Source organism: Massilia sp. 01N417, from assembly GCF_056399645.1.
Window position 1 is genome coordinate 62656 of the sequence record NZ_JBFTRS010000026.1, and the last position, 15341, is coordinate 77996.

Below are 15341 nucleotides of genomic sequence, written 5' to 3' on the forward strand. Positions count from 1 at the left end.
TCAATCCGCAGGCATCGGCACGAAGCCGGGCAAGGCCTGCACGCGGGCGATCCAGGCACGCACCTGTGGAAAGGCATCCAGCGCGATGCCGCCTTCGGGCGCGTGGGCGATGTAGGCGTAACAGGCCAGGTCGGCGATGGTCGGCGCGGTGCCGGCCAGCCAGTCCCGCGCGCCCAGTTCCTCCTCCATCAGGCCGAGCACCCTGGCGCCGAGGCGCTGCGCCAGCGCGGCCGGCACGCCGGTATCGAAGAAGCGCGCGTTGATGCGGGCGGCGGCGGGACCGTAGGCGATCTCGCCGGCGGCCAGCGACAGCCAGCGCTGCACGCGCGCCGCGCCGACCGGATCCTCGGGCAGCCAGTTGCTGCCGGGGGCATGGCGCCTGGCCAGGTAGACGAGGATGGCATTGCTGTCGGCCAGCGCCTGGCCATCGTCTTCCAGCACCGGGATCTGGCCGAGCGGATTCAGGCGGCGGAATGCGGGCGACTGGCGCACCGCGGCCGGGCTGTCCGAAAACGCATACGGCAGGTCGAGCAGGTGCAGGAAGAGCATGACCCGGTGGGTATGTCCGGACAGGCGGGTGCCGTGGAGGATGCGTGCTGGCTGGTCCATGGTGGTCTCGTTTCTCGTTGTTCGTCATGTGATGGGAGATGCCATCCTAGGCCCATTGCCTTATTGCGAGAATCCAGCATAATCGCAATTCACCATTCCAAGATTCGCAATAATGGACCGATTCGACGAGCTGCAGGTGCTGGTCGCCATCCTCGACACCGGCAGCATGGCCGCCGCCGCGCGCAAGCTGGGCCGCTCGCCCGCCGCCGTGACCCGCGTGCTGGGCGCCCTGGAAGCGCGGGCCGGCGCCCGGCTGCTGGAGCGCAGCACGCGCCGCCTGACACCCACGGAGGCCGGCCTGCGCCTGGCCGAACAGGCGCGCCGCCTGCTGGCCGATTACGAGGCCGCGCTGGATGCCGAGGAAACCTCGACGCCGCGCGGCCTGCTGCGCATCGCCGCGCCGAACGTGTTCGGACGCCGCCACGTGGCGCCGGTCGTCACGCGCTTCCTGGCCGCCTATCCGGACGTGCAGGCCGAGCTGCTGCTGTCGGACCGCAACGTCGACCTGATCGAGGAAGGCATCGACGCCGCCGTGCGCATCGGCCCCTTGACCAACCTGAGCCTGGTGGCGCGTCGCCTCGGCGAGGTGCGCCGGGTGACGGTGGCCAGCCCCGCCTACCTGGCGCGGCGCGGGACCCCGGCAACGCCCGCCGACCTGTCCACGCACGAACTGATCATGTCGACCTCGGTGCGCAGCGTGGCCGAATGGCGTTTCCGCTCCGGCGCCCACGAGCAGGTGGTGCGCTACAGTCCGCGCCTGCGCGTGAACGACGTCGAGGCCATGCTGTCGAGCGCCTGCGACGGCTTCGGCATCGCCCGCGCCCTGTCCTACCAGGTCGAGCCCCTGCTGCGCGCCGGCAGCCTGCAGCGCCTGCTGCGGGACTACGAGCCGGAACCGCTGCCGGTCCACCTGGTGCTGCCGAGCAGCCGCCACATGCCGGCGCGGCTGCGCGCCTTTGTCGATTTCGCCGTCAAGGAGATACATGTCGATGACCATCCGCCCCACCACCGAAGCTGACAGGAACAGCCTCGAAACCGTCCGCCCGCTTCTACCGCAAGCACGGCTTCGCCTTCATCGACGAGTGGGAGCCGCTGGCCAGCCATCCGCACATCCAGGTGCAGACGATGATGGCGCTGGCAAGGGAAGGAAAGTGAAGATTACAAAATGGTAATCTGTTAGCGGGCGCACAGTCTCGTCCGGGCGAGAAGCCTAGCTTGTGTAGCCAGGACTAACACAAGGAGGAACCATCATGAATACGAAACTGAAACTCGCCCTGGCCCCGGTCGTCTTCGCCTTCGTTGCCGCTTCCGCCCATGCGGGCTGCGGCAAAGGTGCGGTTGCCGGTGCCGTCGTCGGTCATATGGCAGGCAAGCATGCCGCTGCCGGCGCCGCCGCCGGCTGCGCGATCGGTCACCATTCCGCGAAGAAGAAACAGGCTGCGGCAAGCGCCGCATCGGCCACGCCGGCGCCGGCAAGCGGCGCGACCGGCACGACCAAGTAAGCTCCGTCGAAGCTCATCGCACTCATGGCCGGGTGTCCGAAGACATTCGCCGCCCGGCCACTTACCTTCACCCGCAATGAACCAGGATTTGACAAAGCATATGCGCGAGATCTGGATCGCGCGCGGCGCAATCGTGGTGACGGCGGCACTCAATGCTTTTCTCATCAATGACCTGACCATCTTCCCCTGGTGGCTTGCTTCCCTGGTCGAACTGGCGCTGCTTGTTCCGCTATCGGTCGCCACGGCGTGGAACCATAACGAAATGCGCCGCGCCACCAGCGAGCACCATTGGACGCTGATTCATCATCGGCGACGAAAAATCCGGCGTGCCGCGATCGTCCTCACCATGATCATCACGCTCATTAATTTCCAGGCACTGTACGGCGTGACGCGAGCGCTTCTATACGGGGCAAAAGGGACGACCGGACAAAGCCTGCTGGTCGATGCCCTGAACATCTGGCTGACGAATATCGTCGTGTTCGCACTCTGGTTCTGGAACATTGACCGTGGCGGTCCCGCGGCGCGCGGCCTGAACAGACAGCCTGTCGCGGACTTCCTGTTCCCGCAGATGAATGCGGACTGCCCCGGACACGGGACGTGGACCCCAGGTTTCTTCGACTATGTGTTCGTGTCATTCACCAATGCAACGGCATTTTCACCAACGGATACGCTGCCGCTCAGCGTACGCGCCAAACTGCTCTTCATGGTGGAATCGGCCGCGTCATTGCTGACCGTCGGTTTGGTGGCCGCACGAGCCGTCAACATTCTTTCGTAAGTCCCGTGCCGGCGACTCAGGCACTCAGCGCCGTTTCAGGCTCGACCTCCGGCGCCGCCTTCTTCCGGTGCGCCGACGCGCAGGACAGCACGCCGCCCAGCAACAGCCCCATCGCCAGCCATTCCAGCCCGCTCGGCCAGCGCTGCTCCCACACAAAGCCGTACAGCAGCGCGAACAGGGTCTCGAAGACGATCATCTGTCCGGTCATGGTCAGCGGCAGCAGGCGGCTGGCGTGGTTCCACAGGGCGTTGCCGACCACCGAGCACAGGATCGCAACCGTGGTGACGATGCCGGCGAAGGACCACCAGGCCGAGGATGCATGCGCGCCGGGATGCAGGATGAAGGCCGGCACCGCCAGCACGACCGCCTGGGCGCCGGTCACGACGCCCACCAGCAGGCTCCAGTCCTGGGCCGTGATGCCCTTCAGGCGGGTCAGCGCGCGGCTGTTGACGACCGCGTACCAGGTCCACGAAGCCAGCGAGCCCACCGCGCACAGCAGGCCGAGCAGGGATCCCTGCAGCGAGCCGTGCTGGGGCGCCGACAGCGACTGCCAGCTGATGCAGACCAGCCCCGCCACGCCCAGCGCCAGCGAGGGCAGCAGGCGCAGGAAAGGCGCGGCATCGGCATCGCGGCGGCCGGCCAGGGTGACGGTGACCGGCAACAGGCCGATGATGAGCGAAGTCATCGCCACCCCGCCCAGCAGCACCGCATTCGCCAGGAACACGTAATAGATGATGTTGCCTGCGAGGCTGAGCAAGGCCAGGGTTTTCCATTCGCGCCAGCCGAGCAAGGGCCGCACGCGCCGCCACGAAGGCGCCAGCAGTACCGCGGCGACCAGGCCGTAGGCCAGGTAGCGGCCGGCCGACAGCTGGATCGGCTGGAAGCCGCGCGTCAGTTCCGGTGTGAGAAAGACCAGGCCCCAGAAGGCTCCGGCCAGGATGCTCGCGCCAATGCCGAGCCAGTGATGTCGTACTAGCATGTTCTACCAACCTCCCGAGTCCGGAATGATCTCCGGTCCACCCCGGGATTGTCTTGACCGGCCCTACTATTGTTTTGACGTATTCTCCAGGCTTGCTTCCCGATGCCGGCGCCGGTAGGCGGCCGGCGTCATGCCGGTGGCCTTGCGCAGCGCCCGCGTCAGCGCGCTCTGTTCCGAAAAGCCGCTCCGTAAAGCCAGCTCGGCGATCGGCACATCGGTGCGCGCCAGCCATTCGCGCACGCGGGCAAGGCGGTGTTCCAGCAGCCAGGCATGCGGGGTGGTGTCGTGCTCCTCGCGGAACAGCGCGTGCAGGCGGCTGACGCTGCAGCCCAGCGAGCTCGCCATCGCGCCGGTGCTCCACGCGAGGCCCGGCTCGGCCTCGATGCGTGCCAGCAGCGCGGCCAGGCGCGAGCTCGGACGCGGCGCGTCCAGGGTCAGGGTGTCGAGCAGCAGCGGCACCCAGCCCCGCACCACCGATGGCGCCACGGCGCCGCCGTCCGCCATCAGCGCCATGAACTCGACCAGCTTGCGCGAGGCCGCGCCGAGCGGCGCGAAGGGGCGCTCGAACAGGCGCCCGGCGGTGCCGGCGTCGAGCGCTTCGGTGCCGATGTCGACGATGATCGAGCGGTTGGACGCATCGCCGTGCTGGGCATGCCAGGCGCCGGGGGCGACGAAACCGGCGCGCAGCGGATCCAGCACGCCCTCCCGTCCCTCGACCTCGAGCAGCAGCTCGCCCGTCAGCGGCAGCACCAGCTGGGCGAATTCGTGGCGGTCGGGGGCGCTGGGCTGGCCGTAACTGCGCAGGTGGAGGTCGACGGAGGGAGGCATCGGCCGAGTGTAGCATGGGACCCCGAGGCGCCGCTGACGGCGCCCCGGGGCATCCATTCGACGCGTCATGCGTCGGGACGGATGTTGTGATTGAAGCGGAACAGGTTGTCCGGGTCGTAGCGGCGCTTGACGTCGACCAGGCGGGCATAGTTCGGGCCGTAGGCCTCGTGGATGCGCCCCCCTTCGTCCTGGGTCAGGAAATTGACGTAGACGCTGCCGGCGGCATACGGTGCGGCGGCGCCGAAGAATTCACGCGCCCAGGCGATCACCTTGCCGTCGTCCGCCGCATCGGTCCAGCGGCCGTGCACGTTCATCGCGAACTGCACGTTGCGGTGCGGATAGGCGGTGGCGTCCGGCGGACGCGTATTCGCCTTGCCGCCGATCAGGCCGAGGAAGATCTCGCAATGCGGCGTCGGCAGCGCACCGGCATAGCGCAGCACGACGTCGATGGCCTCGTCGGACAGATGGGTGAAGTTGTGCGATTTCCAGTAGTTGCGGGCGCCCGGGGCCAGCAGCGGATCGAAGATCTTCTGCCAGGCCTCGTAGGGCATCGCCCCCACGTGCTCGCCCACTGCCTGGCCGCAGGCACGCACCCGCGCCAGCAGCGGCGCCACCGCATCCATGGGCTGCGGCGAGAACAGCGCCAGCGCCACGATGTCGCTGCCGTGCACCTCGGGCGCCAGGAAAGGCAGCGGCGGCGCCTTGCGCAGCACCGCCCACACGCTCATCTCGTCCGGCAGGGTGTCGACCAGGTCGCGGTAGCGCCGCATCACCTCGCGCCCCTGCGCCGCAGAAAAGACGACCAGCCCGGCCGTGACCTCGGGTCCGACCGGGTGCAGGGCGAACTGGAACAGCGTCACCACGCCGAAATTGCCGCCGCCGCCGCGGATGGCCCAGAACAGGTCGGGCTCGTCCTGGGCGCTGGCCCAATGGCGCTGGCCGTCCGCGGTGACGACCTCGGCGCCGACCAGGCTGTCGACCGCCAGCCCGTACATGCGGCTGAGCCAGCCGAAGCCGCCGCCCAGGGTCAGCCCGCCGGCGCCGGTGGTGGAATTGATGCCGAGCGGCACCGCCAGCCCGCAGGACTGGGTCTCGTGGTCGACGTCGGACAGCAGCGCCCCGCCGCTCACCCAGGCCAGGCGCGAGCGCGGGTCGACGTGGACGTCGCGCATGCCCGACAGGTCGATCACCAGGCCGTCATCGCAGAGCGCGCTGCCGGCGATATTGTGGCCGCCGCCGCGCACCGCCAGCGGCAAGCCGTTCTCGCGCGCGAAGCCGACCGCCGCCACCACGTCGGCGGTGCCGGAACAGCGCACGACCAGCCCCGGACGGCGGTCGATCATGCTGTTCCAGATCGCGCGCGCGTCGTCGTAGCCGGGGTCGCCCGGCTGCAGCACCGGCCCCCGCAGCGTGGCCTTGAATGCATCGACCACTTCGTTTTTCATATTGGTCATGCTCCACCTCCACCAAAGAGGACGCCACAGGGCGCCATCCATGCAGCATAGGTGCTATCGGGGGATGTGCAAGCAGAGTCGTGGTCGAGGTATCAGAGCCGCACCAGGCGCCCGCCGTCGACGCGGATGGCGTCGCCGCAGATGAAGGCGGCGGCGGGCCCGGCCAGGAAGGCGATCGCCGCGGCGATATCGTCGGGCGAACCGATATCGGCCTTGTTGATGGTCTCGGCGCCGGAGCGCACGTTCGGGTTGTCCCACAGCATCGGCGTATCGACCGCACCCGGCAGCACGGCATTCACGCGGATGCCCTTCGGCTTGCCTTCCAGCGCAGCCGAGCGGGTCAGCGACAGCAGCGCCGTCTTGGCCGCCGCGTAAGGCGCGACCAGGGGCTCGGTCCTGATCGCATGCACGCTGGAGACGTTCACCACCGTGCCGCCCCCCTTCATCTTGAGGAAGGCCTGCTTGATGAAGAGAAAGGCGCCCAGCAGGTCGACGCCGAGGATGCGCTGCCAGTCCTCGACGGTCTGCTCCTCGATCGGCTTGAAGCTCATCAGGCCGGCATTGTTCACCAGGATGTCCCAGTGGCCGAAATGGGCGCTGGCGGCATCGGCCGCGGCCGCGACCTGGTCTTCGTGCGAGACGTCGCAGACGATGGTGGCGATGCGCTGGGGATCGGCTTTCGTGTCTTCCGCCAGCCGGGCTGCGGCATCGTCCAGGCGCTTCTGGTCGAGGTCGGCCAGCAGCACGCTGGCGCCATCCTGCAACAGGCGGCGCGCGGTGGCATAGCCGATGCCGCCGGCGGCGCCGGTGACGATGGCACTGCGCTGGTCGAGATTCATGGCGGCCTCCTCCTTGTCAAATGCGTTGATCGAACACCTGACGCAGATAAGCGATGAAAGTCTCATCCGTGCCCATGCCCTTGCCCGGGCTGTCGGACAGCTTGGCCACCGGCTGGCCATTGCAGCGCGTGAGCTTCATGACGATGTTCAGCGGCTCGAATTGCGTGTCGTTGGTGAGCTTGGTCCCGATGCCGAAGCCGAGCTGCACGCGGTCGGCGAAGTGGCGGTAGAGATTCAGGGCTTTCGGCACCGTCAGCGCGTCCGAGAACACCAGGCGCTTGGTGCGGGCGTCGATGCGCAGCTTGGTGTAATGGGCCAGCGCCTTCTCGCCCCATTCGACCGGATCGCCGGAATCGTGGCGCAGGCCGTCGAAGAGCTTGGCGAAATACAGGTCGAAGTCGCGCAGGAAGGCGTCCATGCCGACCACGTCGGTCAGCGCGGTGCCGAGGTCGCCGCGGTATTCCTGTACCCAGTCTTCCAGCGCCTTCTTCTGGAAGTCGCGCAGGCGCACGTCGAAGGACTGGAAGGCCTGCATGTATTCGTGGGCCATGGTCCCGATCGGCACCAGGTTGAATTTCTTGGCCAGGTAGACGTTCGAGGTGCCCTTGAAGAACTGCGGCAGCTCGCGCGCCATGGTGCGCACCACTTCCTCGTGCCATTCGCCGGAAAAGCGGCGGCGCACGCCGAAGTCGAAGAAGTCGAAGGGATTCAGGCGCTTCGGTTCCGCATCGAAGGCGCGCAGTTCCTCGATCTTCTGGGCCAGGCGCCGCCGAGCCTCTTCCAGCGCGGCGGCCTGGTCGAAGCGGCGGAAATACAGCTCGTTGACGATGTAGAGGACAAAGATCTCGAAGCCCATCACGTGCACGACCGGGCCGATGGCGCGGATGCGCAGGTGGGGGCCGTCGGTCGTCACCTCGATGAACTTGCGCTGGAAGCGGAACAGGGTCAGGAAGTCGGCGAAGTCGCTCTTGATGAAGCGCAGCGAGCGCATGTACTCGACCTCGTCTTCCGTGAACATCATCTCGCACAGGTGATCGAGTTCGCGCTCGACTTCGTCCTTCAGTTCGGCCAGCGGGAAGGCCGGCGTATTGCGGCACTTGAATTCGTATTCGCCGATGGCGTTCGGGTGCATGTGCAGGAAGGCCTGCCACATCGTGAATTTATAGAGGTCGGTTTCGATCAGGCTGCGGACGACTGGTTTCATCGGGTTCTTTCGGTTCAGGCTCGGGCTCGCGCCTGTTTTTTCGTGCGGCGCTTCGGCGCCAGCATGGTGCCGCTGCAGCCCGGCGTGCCGCAGCGGCAGGCGAACAGGCGCTTGAGCGCGGGGGTGTGGCGCTCGTCATAAATGAGCGCGTAATTGTAGTTCAGCTCCTCGCCCTCGTCGATGTCGCGCAGGGCGTGGATATATACCCGGCCGTCTTCCTCGTAGGCTTCGCAGTTCGGTTCGCAGGCGTGGTTGATCCAGCGCGCGTCGTTGCCGCGCCGGCCGCCGTCGATCACGTTGCCGTCGGCGAGGCTGAAATAGAAGGTGTGGTTGACCGGTCCCCCGCGCTCGGCGGCGCGGGCGGTGGCATCGTCCCAGCTGATGCGCTCACCGCGGTATTCGATGATGCGTTCCCCGGCTTGGATGGGCCGCAGGGCGAACACGCCGTTGCCGTGGACCGGGGACTTCCTGACTTCATAAGCGGCGGATTTCTTCGTGGTGCTCATTTCTGGGTCGGAAAGATTGAGGGGACGGAAGCCTCATTATTGCCTGAATTCCGGCAAGCCTGCCACACCGCCCCCATTTCCCGGCCTCAGGCGCCGAAGTCTTCCTCGCGGAATTCGGCGCCGGCCCGGCTCCCCGCCTGCTCGGCCCTGCGCAGCTCGACGCGGCGGATCTTGCCGGAGATGGTCTTCGGCAGTTCCGTGAACTCCAGGCGCCGGATCCGCTTGTACGGCGACAGGCGCTCGCGTGCGAAGGCGAAGATGGCGCCGGCCAGCTCGCGGGTCGGTTCGACCCCGGGCCGCAAGGTGATGAAGGCCTTTGGCACCGACAGGCGCAGCGGGTCCGGGCTGGGCACGATGGCCGCTTCCAGCACGTCCGGGTGTTCGATCAGCACGCTCTCCAGCTCGAAGGGGCTGATGCGGTAGTCCGAGGACTTGAACACGTCGTCGTTGCGGCCGACGTAGAAGTAATAGCCGTCTTCGTCGACGGTGGCGGTGTCGCCGGTGTGGTAATGGCCGGCGCGCATGACGTCCGCCGTCTTGGCCTCGTCGCCCTCGTAGCACAGCATCAGGCCCAGTGGCGCCGGGTCCAGGACCAGGGAGATCTCGCCCTCCTCGGCCGGCTGCTCGTCGGCGTCCAGCAGCGCGACGCGGTAGCCCGGCAGCGGACGGCCCATCGAGCCCGGCTTGAGGAGCTGGCCCGGCGGATTGCCGATCTGGCAGGTGGTTTCGGACTGGCCGAAGCCATCGCGGATGCGGATGCCCCAGGCCCGCTCGACCTGTTCGATCACCTCCGGATTCAGCGGCTCGCCGGCGCCGACCAGTTCGCGCAGCGGCGGGCGCCAAGCTGCCAGGTCTTCCTTGATCATCATGCGCCACACGGTCGGCGGCGCGCACAGCGAGGTCACGCCGCAGCGGCAGATCACGTCCAGGCAGGCGCGCGCCGAGAAGCGCTCGTAGTTGTAGACGAAGATGGTGGCGCCGGCATTCCAGGGCGCGAAGAAGCAGCTCCAGGCATGCTTGGCCCAGCCGGGCGAGCTGATGTTCCAGTGGACGTCGCCCTGCTTCAGCCCGATCCAGTACATGGTCGACAGGTGGCCGACCGGATAGCTCTGGTGGCTGTGCAGCACCAGCTTGGGCTTCGCGGTGGTGCCGGAGGTGAAGTACAACAGCAGCGGGTCGGTGGCGCGCGTAGAGCCGTCCGGGGAGAACTGCCCGTCAGCCATGCTGCTGTCGGCGAAGTCGTGCCAGCCGTCGGGCCTGCCCGCATTTCCACCACCTACCGCGATGCGGGTGTAGTCGCCGGCCAGTTCCGCGAACTTGTGGGCTTCGGAGGCCTGGGCGATGACGTGGCGGATATGGCCGCGCTGCAGGCGGTCTTCCAGGTCGGCGGGCGAGACCAGCATCGTGGTCGGCACCAGCACGGCACCCAGCTTGATCCCGGCCAGCATGATCTCCCACAGCTCGACCCGGTTCGGCAGCATCAGCAGTACGCGGTCGCCGCGGCGCACGCCCTGCTCCCTCAGCCAGTTGGCCACCTGGCCGGAGCGGGCTGCCATGTCGGCATAGCTGATCTTCTTTTCGCTGCCGTCTTCCTCGACCACCCACAGGGCCGGGGTCTGGTTGTCCTTCGCCTGGACGTCGAAGTAGTCGAGGGCCCAGTTGAATTCGTCGAATTCCGGGGCCGGGTAGTCACGGTAGGCGGTGTCGTAGTCGGTGCGGTGCTGCTGCAGGAAGTCGCGCGTGCGGATGAAGCGCTCGTAGGGGGATGCTGCCATGGCTGTCTCCTGTTATGTTCTCCTTCGAACATTCTGCCATGCTTGGCGGCATCCCTGCCACACCTGCTTCAGGGGCGGCGCAATTCCTTCACTTCGCGGATGTCGACCTCATCCTTCGGCGTCATCATGTCGATGACGCGGCAGTCGCCGCACATGCGCATGCGGTCCAGGTTGCCGGCGAAGGCCGGATGCGAGGCCAGGCGCGCCAGCATGGTCTCGACCATGCGCAGGGTGCCGAAGGGCTTGCTGCAGCGGATGCAGTGGAAGGGCTGGGTCTCGTTCAGCACCACGGTCTGCTTGCGGGTTTCAAGCAGGTTCATCCGCGGCACCAGGCGAATCGCGTCTTCCGGACAGGTGGTGGCGCACAGGCCGCACTGCACGCAATTCTTCTCGACGAAGCGCAGCTGGGGCGCGTTCTGGCCATCCATCAGCGCCGAACTCGGGCAGGCGCCGACGCAGGACATGCACAGGCTGCAGGCGGCGCTGTCCACCGCCAGCGTGCCGAACGGTGCGCCGGCCGGCAGCGGGATCTCGTCGACCTTGACCGGGGCGTGGCGCACCAGGTGGTCGAGGGCGTAGTCCAGCGTGTTGCGCTTGTCGGCGGCGATATTGAAGCCGGCGCGCTGGCCCGGGGTCTGTCCGCGCGGCGCGTGCTGCAGGCCGAGCGCCAGCTCGTCCACGTTGCCCGCCCGCAGCAGCTGCAGGTGGGGGCCGGCGTAACCGAGGCTGTCGAGGATGGCCTGGGCGATCTCCATCTGCCGGGCCAGCGCGGCCGCGTATTGCGGCGCCTCGGTCTCCGTCGTCAGCACCGTGATGCCGGACGCGCCATAGGCCAGCGCGCTCAGCCAGACGTCGATGCCGGTCGAGGCCGTGTGATGCAGGCCGAGCGGCAGCAGGCGGCCGGGGACGGCATCGCCGAGCCGGGCCAGCAGGGCCGTCCCTTCGGCACCGTGCAGCAGCAGGACGGGGTCGACGCCGCCGGCGTCCGCATAGGCTTGCAGCGCGGTCTTGATGCGGCCGCCCGTGTGGCCGGCGGACGGATAGGCGTAGGAGATCGCGCCCGTCGGGCAGACCGTGGTGCAGGCGCCGCAGCCGGCGCACAGATAGGGGTTCACCTTGACCAGGTCGCCGGCGCCTTCGATCGCGCCGGCCGAGCAGATCTCGACGCAGGCGTTGCAGCCGACCAGCTGGTTGCGGCTGTGGGCGCACAGGCGCTCCTTGTAGCTGAAGTATTTCGGCTTTTCGAATTCGCCGACCATCTCCAGCAGTTCCTCGACGGCGGCCGCGCGCGCGGCTTCGTCGGGTCCCGGCGCGTAGTAGCCGTGCGGATGCTGGTGGGTTGCGATCTGCGGGCTGGCGCCGAGGTCCAGCACCAGGTCGAACTTGCCGTGCTCGGGCGCGCGGCCCGGCGCCTGCCAGGTGGCCTGGAAGGCGCCCAGCCAGCCGCTGAGGACGATGGCGCGGGCCGGGAATACCGGGTAGATGCGCAGCGGCGGTTTGTCGTCGGCATCCAGCAGCAGCAACGTCACGTCCAGGCCGCTGGCCAGGCGGTCGGCCCAGGGCAAGGCCTGGGCGCTGCTGCCGATCACCAGGGTGCGGCCGGCGGAGCGGTAGCCGACGGTGTCCAGCGCCTCCGGCGGCTCGATGCTGCCGAGCGCGGCGACGGCGGCCGTGCGGGCGAGCAGGTTGCGTGCTTCGATTGCCGGATCGGCGCCCTGCCCTTCGATGAAGCGGATATTCATTGTGTCTCTTGCTCAGGTGGTTGTGGCTGTTTTGTTTGTGTTTGTGGTCCGTCTTCCTGTTCCTCGATCATCTTCAGGAAGGCGCTCTTGGCGTGATCGAGCGAGGCCAGCATCTGTTCCGACACCGGACTGGGCTGGGTGTAGTCGTCGATGTAGACGTCCAGCCTGTCCATGGTGTTGAAGTGCGGATCGGCGAACAGTTTCTTCAACGCGCTGCGGCGCACGGCCTGGTCGACGCCGCGGGCGACGAAGGCCGAGAAGTCGGAGCCGCTGTCCAGGGTGGCGACGTCTTCCATCGTGGGCAGCGGGCGCTCCGTGACCGTCGGCGGCGGCAGCTCCGGCTGGACGAGCGGCTGCGGCCGACGCTGCAACGCGCCATACGGCACGACGGGCGCGGCAACGGTGGCGGCATCGGCCGGCTGCAGCGGCCCCGGCAGGGCCGGCGCCGGCCCGGCCGGGGCCGGGCCCCCTTCCCGGACTTCGGTTTTGCGGCGCGCCCAGCGGCGCAGGAAGCCTTCGTCGGACATGGTCACCCGTGCTGGCGGCCGCGCCGCGGCTTGGGCTGGTAGTGCTCGCGCAGATAGCCGGCCACCCAGGCATAGATCTCGGCGGACATGGTGACGCCGTCGGCGTTCTCGCCCGAATCGAACATGCGCGTGCCCTCGACATAGCTGACCGAGGCCCGTACCGGCATCGCCCGCCCGTCTTCCATGCGCCACAAGACGAAAACCTTGGACTCGGGCGCCATCACGTTCTCATAATAGCCCTCGTTCTCGTCCGGATAGAGTTCCAGTTCGAGGCCGGAGACCAGGTAGTAATCGCGCTCCGGCGTCTGGCTGAGCATCTGCACGGCCGGCAGGTGGCCGCGGTCGGGCACCACGCCCACCGCTTCCCAGGCGTCGTCCGCCCACACGTGGCGGACGCTGCGACGCTGCATCAGCACCGCGATCGGCATGCTGCCCATCTTCATCGTTCGCTCACCTCATGCTCCTCACGTCATCCTCACTTCTTGCTGACACTCTTCGGCGTGTCCTTCTGCACCGTCGGCGGCGCATCCTTCGGCTGGGCCTGGGTCGGGTATTTCTTGACGTCCTCGCTCGGCGGCGCCGTGCCCAGCTTTTCGCTCTTGATCGCAGGAACCACGGCCGCTTGTCCGGCGGGCGTGGTGTTGCCGGCGCCGGGCGAGCCCGCCGGCGGCGGATTTGCCGGCCCGGCGGCGGTAACGGCCGCGCCTGCCGCCGGCGCCGCGGCCGCGATCGCCACTGCGGGATGGGTCTTCCAGCCCTGCTCGCCGGCGCGCGCGCGCCAGCGTGCGCTGACGGCGTCCATCGATGCCGCCAGGCTTTCCTTGTCCTTGGCGGCCTGGGCGTCGGCCTTGGCCTTCTTCTCGGCCGCGGCCTGCTGCTGGGCCGGGGTCGGCGGCGGCAGGGTCGCCCAGGCCACGCTGGCAATCAACAGGCCGGCGATCAGCAGGGCCGCCTTGATCGCCGGGTGGCGCCCCTTGTGCGCCCGTTTGATATGAATGGTCCTCATCGCATCGTCCTCGTCGTTTCCGCGCTTCACCCAAGGCCTGGCTCAACGTCCCGGTGCGGCACTGTTGGGACCCGGATCGCGGTGGGCGGCGGCCGGCTGCGGCGCCGGTTCCGCCGGCGGTTTCACCGGGTTGTTGCCGCTGTCGCCGGACGGCTTCTCGGTCGCGCCCGTCTGCGCGGCGGTGCCGCTGGAAGGCGTCGACACGCCCGAGCTCGGGCCCTGGCCGGTTTCGTGCGTGCTGCCGCCGGTGCCGGCGCCCGCCGTATTGCCGCCGGCGCCGCCGGCGATACCCGGCGTACCGCCCGCATAGGTGGCGTCGGTCTTCGGCTTGTTACTCCTTGCCATCACCACGCCGCTGGACTCGCCGCCGGCCGTTACCATGCCCGGGAACTTGGTCTGGCGCATCGACTCGTCGCCGTGCTTCTTGCAGCCGGCCGCGCTCAGCACCAGCGCCAGGGCGCCCGCATGCATAAGGAAAACTAATGCTTTCATGGCCTGACTCCCGGCGGCAGCTTGCCCGGTGCGCCGCCGGCCGAAGGATGGTCGGGCGGCGAATGATCGGGCGGCAATGGGCGATTGTCGAAGGTTCCCGGCGGCACGCCGGCCTTGACTTGGTCGTACCAGATGCCGTGGTGGGCCCTGGCCCAGGCTTCGTCGACGTCGCCATGGCGCATCGCGTGGTAGGCGCCCGGCGTGCCCCAGGTGCCGATATAGATGTGGCCCATGGCGGCGGCAATGTAGAAGGTGGCGCCCAGCAGGTGCAGGTAGTTCGCGATCTGCAGCACGTAGCGGGTCTGGCCGAAGGCGATGAAGTCGAGGATCAGGCCGCTGATCGACATCACCAGGCCCAGCAGGGTCACGCCGAACCAGAACCAGCTCTTCTCGCCGGCATTGAAGAAGCCGGCCGGCACGTGCTCGTGGCTCAGCATGCCGCCGGCCTTCCTGAACCACAGCCAGTCGACCCTGCGGAAGAAGTTCCGGCGCAGGAAAGTGAAGAACATCAGCACCGAGCACACGATGAACAGCGGCCCGACGAAGTTGTGCAGGTACTTGAAGACATAGGCAATGAAAGCGAACACGTCATGGCCAAGCAGCGGGATCAGCAGCTTCTTGCCGAACAAGATCACCAGCCCGGTGACGGCCAGGATGATGAAGCTGATCGCCGTCGCCCAGTGGATGTTGCGCTCCCAGTTGGTGAAGCGCTGGATGCGGCGCCCGGTATCCGGGGAGCCGGTCTGCAGCTTGCCGACCACCTTGGCGACCAGGAAGACGGCCAGCAGGGCCAGCACCAGCACGGTGCCGGCCAGGGTGGCGAGCGGACCGTTGCGGAACACGCGCCACTGGTTGCCGCCGCGCTGGACGATGACGTCCCCTTCCTTGTTGCCGTACTGGCCAAGGTAGTGGCGGTCGATGTGCACGCGGCCGGAATCCTTCGAGGCCAGGCCGGGATCGGGCACGCGCGAGTCCTGCTGGGCTTGCAGGATGGTCTGCTCCTCGGCATAGGCCGGCTCGGCCCGGTTGTTCGGTACGCCGGCCCAGGCCGCCGACAGGCTGAGCGCCATGAGCACGCATAGGATGATCGATCGCATGGTCGG

General features: G+C 67.9%; 17 protein-coding genes. 3 read left to right on the forward strand and 14 right to left on the reverse strand.

The features are described from left to right. Positions 1-609 (reverse strand): glutathione S-transferase family protein, encoded by a 609-nt coding sequence (locus tag AC1DOQ_RS23105; RefSeq protein ID WP_477369531.1) that lies wholly within the window; start codon positions 607-609, stop codon positions 1-3. Positions 610-721: 112 nt separating this feature from the next. On the opposite strand from AC1DOQ_RS23105, the gene AC1DOQ_RS23110 reads away from it, so the two are divergent. From AC1DOQ_RS23110 to AC1DOQ_RS23120, 3 genes are all read left to right on the forward strand, one after another. Beyond that, complete coding sequence (locus AC1DOQ_RS23110) at positions 722-1627, forward strand: LysR family transcriptional regulator (protein WP_477369533.1); 906 nt, start codon at positions 722-724, stop codon at positions 1625-1627. Between the two features lie 232 nt (positions 1628-1859). Then, positions 1860-2111, forward strand: a complete 252-nt coding sequence (locus tag AC1DOQ_RS23115; protein ID WP_477369535.1) for a hypothetical protein — start codon at positions 1860-1862, stop codon at positions 2109-2111. A gap of 100 nt (positions 2112-2211) precedes the next feature. Continuing rightward, on the forward strand, positions 2212-2886 hold the full coding sequence (locus AC1DOQ_RS23120) for a hypothetical protein (RefSeq protein ID WP_477369537.1): 675 nt from the start codon (positions 2212-2214) through the stop codon (positions 2884-2886). A 16-nt stretch (positions 2887-2902) separates the two neighbouring features. On the opposite strand, the gene AC1DOQ_RS23125 is transcribed toward AC1DOQ_RS23120, so the two are convergent. The 13 genes from AC1DOQ_RS23125 to AC1DOQ_RS23185 form a co-directional block, all read right to left on the reverse strand. After that, positions 2903-3865: a DMT family transporter gene (locus AC1DOQ_RS23125; RefSeq protein WP_477369539.1), complete on the reverse strand. Its 963-nt coding sequence runs from the start codon at positions 3863-3865 to the stop codon at positions 2903-2905. Positions 3866-3931: 66 nt separating this feature from the next. Continuing rightward, positions 3932-4693 (reverse strand): helix-turn-helix transcriptional regulator, encoded by a 762-nt coding sequence (locus AC1DOQ_RS23130; RefSeq protein WP_477369541.1) that lies wholly within the window; start codon positions 4691-4693, stop codon positions 3932-3934. Between the two features lie 65 nt (positions 4694-4758). Continuing rightward, positions 4759-6147 carry an FAD-binding oxidoreductase gene (locus AC1DOQ_RS23135; protein WP_477369543.1) on the reverse strand — a complete coding sequence of 463 codons (1389 nt, stop codon included), beginning with the start codon at positions 6145-6147 and terminating at the stop codon, positions 4759-4761. A 92-nt stretch (positions 6148-6239) separates the two neighbouring features. Continuing rightward, positions 6240-6986 carry an SDR family NAD(P)-dependent oxidoreductase gene (locus tag AC1DOQ_RS23140; RefSeq protein ID WP_477369545.1) on the reverse strand — a complete coding sequence of 249 codons (747 nt, stop codon included), beginning with the start codon at positions 6984-6986 and terminating at the stop codon, positions 6240-6242. A gap of 16 nt (positions 6987-7002) precedes the next feature. Further along, positions 7003-8190 carry a nicotinate phosphoribosyltransferase gene (gene pncB, locus AC1DOQ_RS23145; protein WP_477369547.1) on the reverse strand — a complete coding sequence of 396 codons (1188 nt, stop codon included), beginning with the start codon at positions 8188-8190 and terminating at the stop codon, positions 7003-7005. Between the two features lie 14 nt (positions 8191-8204). Next, entirely contained in the window at positions 8205-8696 is a 492-nt protein-coding gene (locus AC1DOQ_RS23150) for an SET domain-containing protein (RefSeq protein WP_477369549.1), read from the reverse strand. Between the two features lie 86 nt (positions 8697-8782). Beyond that, the gene (locus AC1DOQ_RS23155; protein ID WP_477369551.1) at positions 8783-10471 is read right to left on the reverse strand and encodes an AMP-binding protein; all 1689 of its coding nucleotides are present in this window, start codon (positions 10469-10471) and stop codon (positions 8783-8785) included. 68 nt (positions 10472-10539) lie between these two features. Next, entirely contained in the window at positions 10540-12213 is a 1674-nt protein-coding gene (locus AC1DOQ_RS23160; protein ID WP_477369553.1) for a 4Fe-4S binding protein, read from the reverse strand. Continuing rightward, on the reverse strand, positions 12210-12740 hold the full coding sequence (locus tag AC1DOQ_RS23165) for a DUF3306 domain-containing protein (protein ID WP_477369594.1): 531 nt from the start codon (positions 12738-12740) through the stop codon (positions 12210-12212). Before AC1DOQ_RS23165 ends, AC1DOQ_RS23160 begins: the two co-directional genes overlap by 4 nt. Before the next feature lie 2 nt (positions 12741-12742). Further along, positions 12743-13183, reverse strand: coding sequence for a DUF3305 domain-containing protein (locus AC1DOQ_RS23170; protein ID WP_477369555.1), 441 nt, complete (start codon positions 13181-13183; stop codon positions 12743-12745). A gap of 32 nt (positions 13184-13215) precedes the next feature. After that, entirely contained in the window at positions 13216-13746 is a 531-nt protein-coding gene (locus AC1DOQ_RS23175) for a hypothetical protein (RefSeq protein WP_477369557.1), read from the reverse strand. Between the two features lie 42 nt (positions 13747-13788). After that, on the reverse strand, positions 13789-14238 hold the full coding sequence (locus AC1DOQ_RS23180; RefSeq protein ID WP_477369559.1) for a hypothetical protein: 450 nt from the start codon (positions 14236-14238) through the stop codon (positions 13789-13791). Beyond that, positions 14235-15335, reverse strand: a complete 1101-nt coding sequence (locus tag AC1DOQ_RS23185; RefSeq protein WP_477369561.1) for a formate dehydrogenase subunit gamma — start codon at positions 15333-15335, stop codon at positions 14235-14237. Before AC1DOQ_RS23185 ends, AC1DOQ_RS23180 begins: the two co-directional genes overlap by 4 nt. Positions 15336-15341 lie beyond the last annotated feature (6 nt).

Excerpts from the sequence above, each read along its gene's own strand:
- AC1DOQ_RS23155 (WP_477369551.1), bottom strand. The coding sequence starts at position 10,471 with ATGGCAGCATCCCCCTACGAGCGCTTCATCCGCACGCGCGACTTCCTG.
- AC1DOQ_RS23175 (WP_477369557.1), bottom strand. The coding sequence starts at position 13,746 with ATGAGGACCATTCATATCAAACGGGCGCACAAGGGGCGCCACCCGGCG.
- AC1DOQ_RS23140 (WP_477369545.1), bottom strand. The coding sequence starts at position 6,986 with ATGAATCTCGACCAGCGCAGTGCCATCGTCACCGGCGCCGCCGGCGGC.
- AC1DOQ_RS23135 (WP_477369543.1), bottom strand. The coding sequence starts at position 6,147 with ATGACCAATATGAAAAACGAAGTGGTCGATGCATTCAAGGCCACGCTG.
- AC1DOQ_RS23180 (WP_477369559.1), bottom strand. The coding sequence starts at position 14,238 with ATGAAAGCATTAGTTTTCCTTATGCATGCGGGCGCCCTGGCGCTGGTG.
- AC1DOQ_RS23110 (WP_477369533.1), top strand. The coding sequence starts at position 722 with ATGGACCGATTCGACGAGCTGCAGGTGCTGGTCGCCATCCTCGACACC.
- AC1DOQ_RS23170 (WP_477369555.1), bottom strand. The coding sequence starts at position 13,183 with ATGAAGATGGGCAGCATGCCGATCGCGGTGCTGATGCAGCGTCGCAGC.
- AC1DOQ_RS23150 (WP_477369549.1), bottom strand. The coding sequence starts at position 8,696 with ATGAGCACCACGAAGAAATCCGCCGCTTATGAAGTCAGGAAGTCCCCG.
- AC1DOQ_RS23130 (WP_477369541.1), bottom strand. The coding sequence starts at position 4,693 with ATGCCTCCCTCCGTCGACCTCCACCTGCGCAGTTACGGCCAGCCCAGC.
- AC1DOQ_RS23185 (WP_477369561.1), bottom strand. The coding sequence starts at position 15,335 with ATGCGATCGATCATCCTATGCGTGCTCATGGCGCTCAGCCTGTCGGCG.
- AC1DOQ_RS23160 (WP_477369553.1), bottom strand. The coding sequence starts at position 12,213 with ATGAATATCCGCTTCATCGAAGGGCAGGGCGCCGATCCGGCAATCGAA.
- AC1DOQ_RS23115 (WP_477369535.1), top strand. The coding sequence starts at position 1,860 with ATGAATACGAAACTGAAACTCGCCCTGGCCCCGGTCGTCTTCGCCTTC.
- AC1DOQ_RS23165 (WP_477369594.1), bottom strand. The coding sequence starts at position 12,740 with ATGTCCGACGAAGGCTTCCTGCGCCGCTGGGCGCGCCGCAAAACCGAA.
- AC1DOQ_RS23125 (WP_477369539.1), bottom strand. The coding sequence starts at position 3,865 with ATGCTAGTACGACATCACTGGCTCGGCATTGGCGCGAGCATCCTGGCC.
- AC1DOQ_RS23120 (WP_477369537.1), top strand. The coding sequence starts at position 2,212 with ATGCGCGAGATCTGGATCGCGCGCGGCGCAATCGTGGTGACGGCGGCA.
- AC1DOQ_RS23105 (WP_477369531.1), bottom strand. The coding sequence starts at position 609 with ATGGACCAGCCAGCACGCATCCTCCACGGCACCCGCCTGTCCGGACAT.
- pncB (WP_477369547.1), bottom strand. The coding sequence starts at position 8,190 with ATGAAACCAGTCGTCCGCAGCCTGATCGAAACCGACCTCTATAAATTC.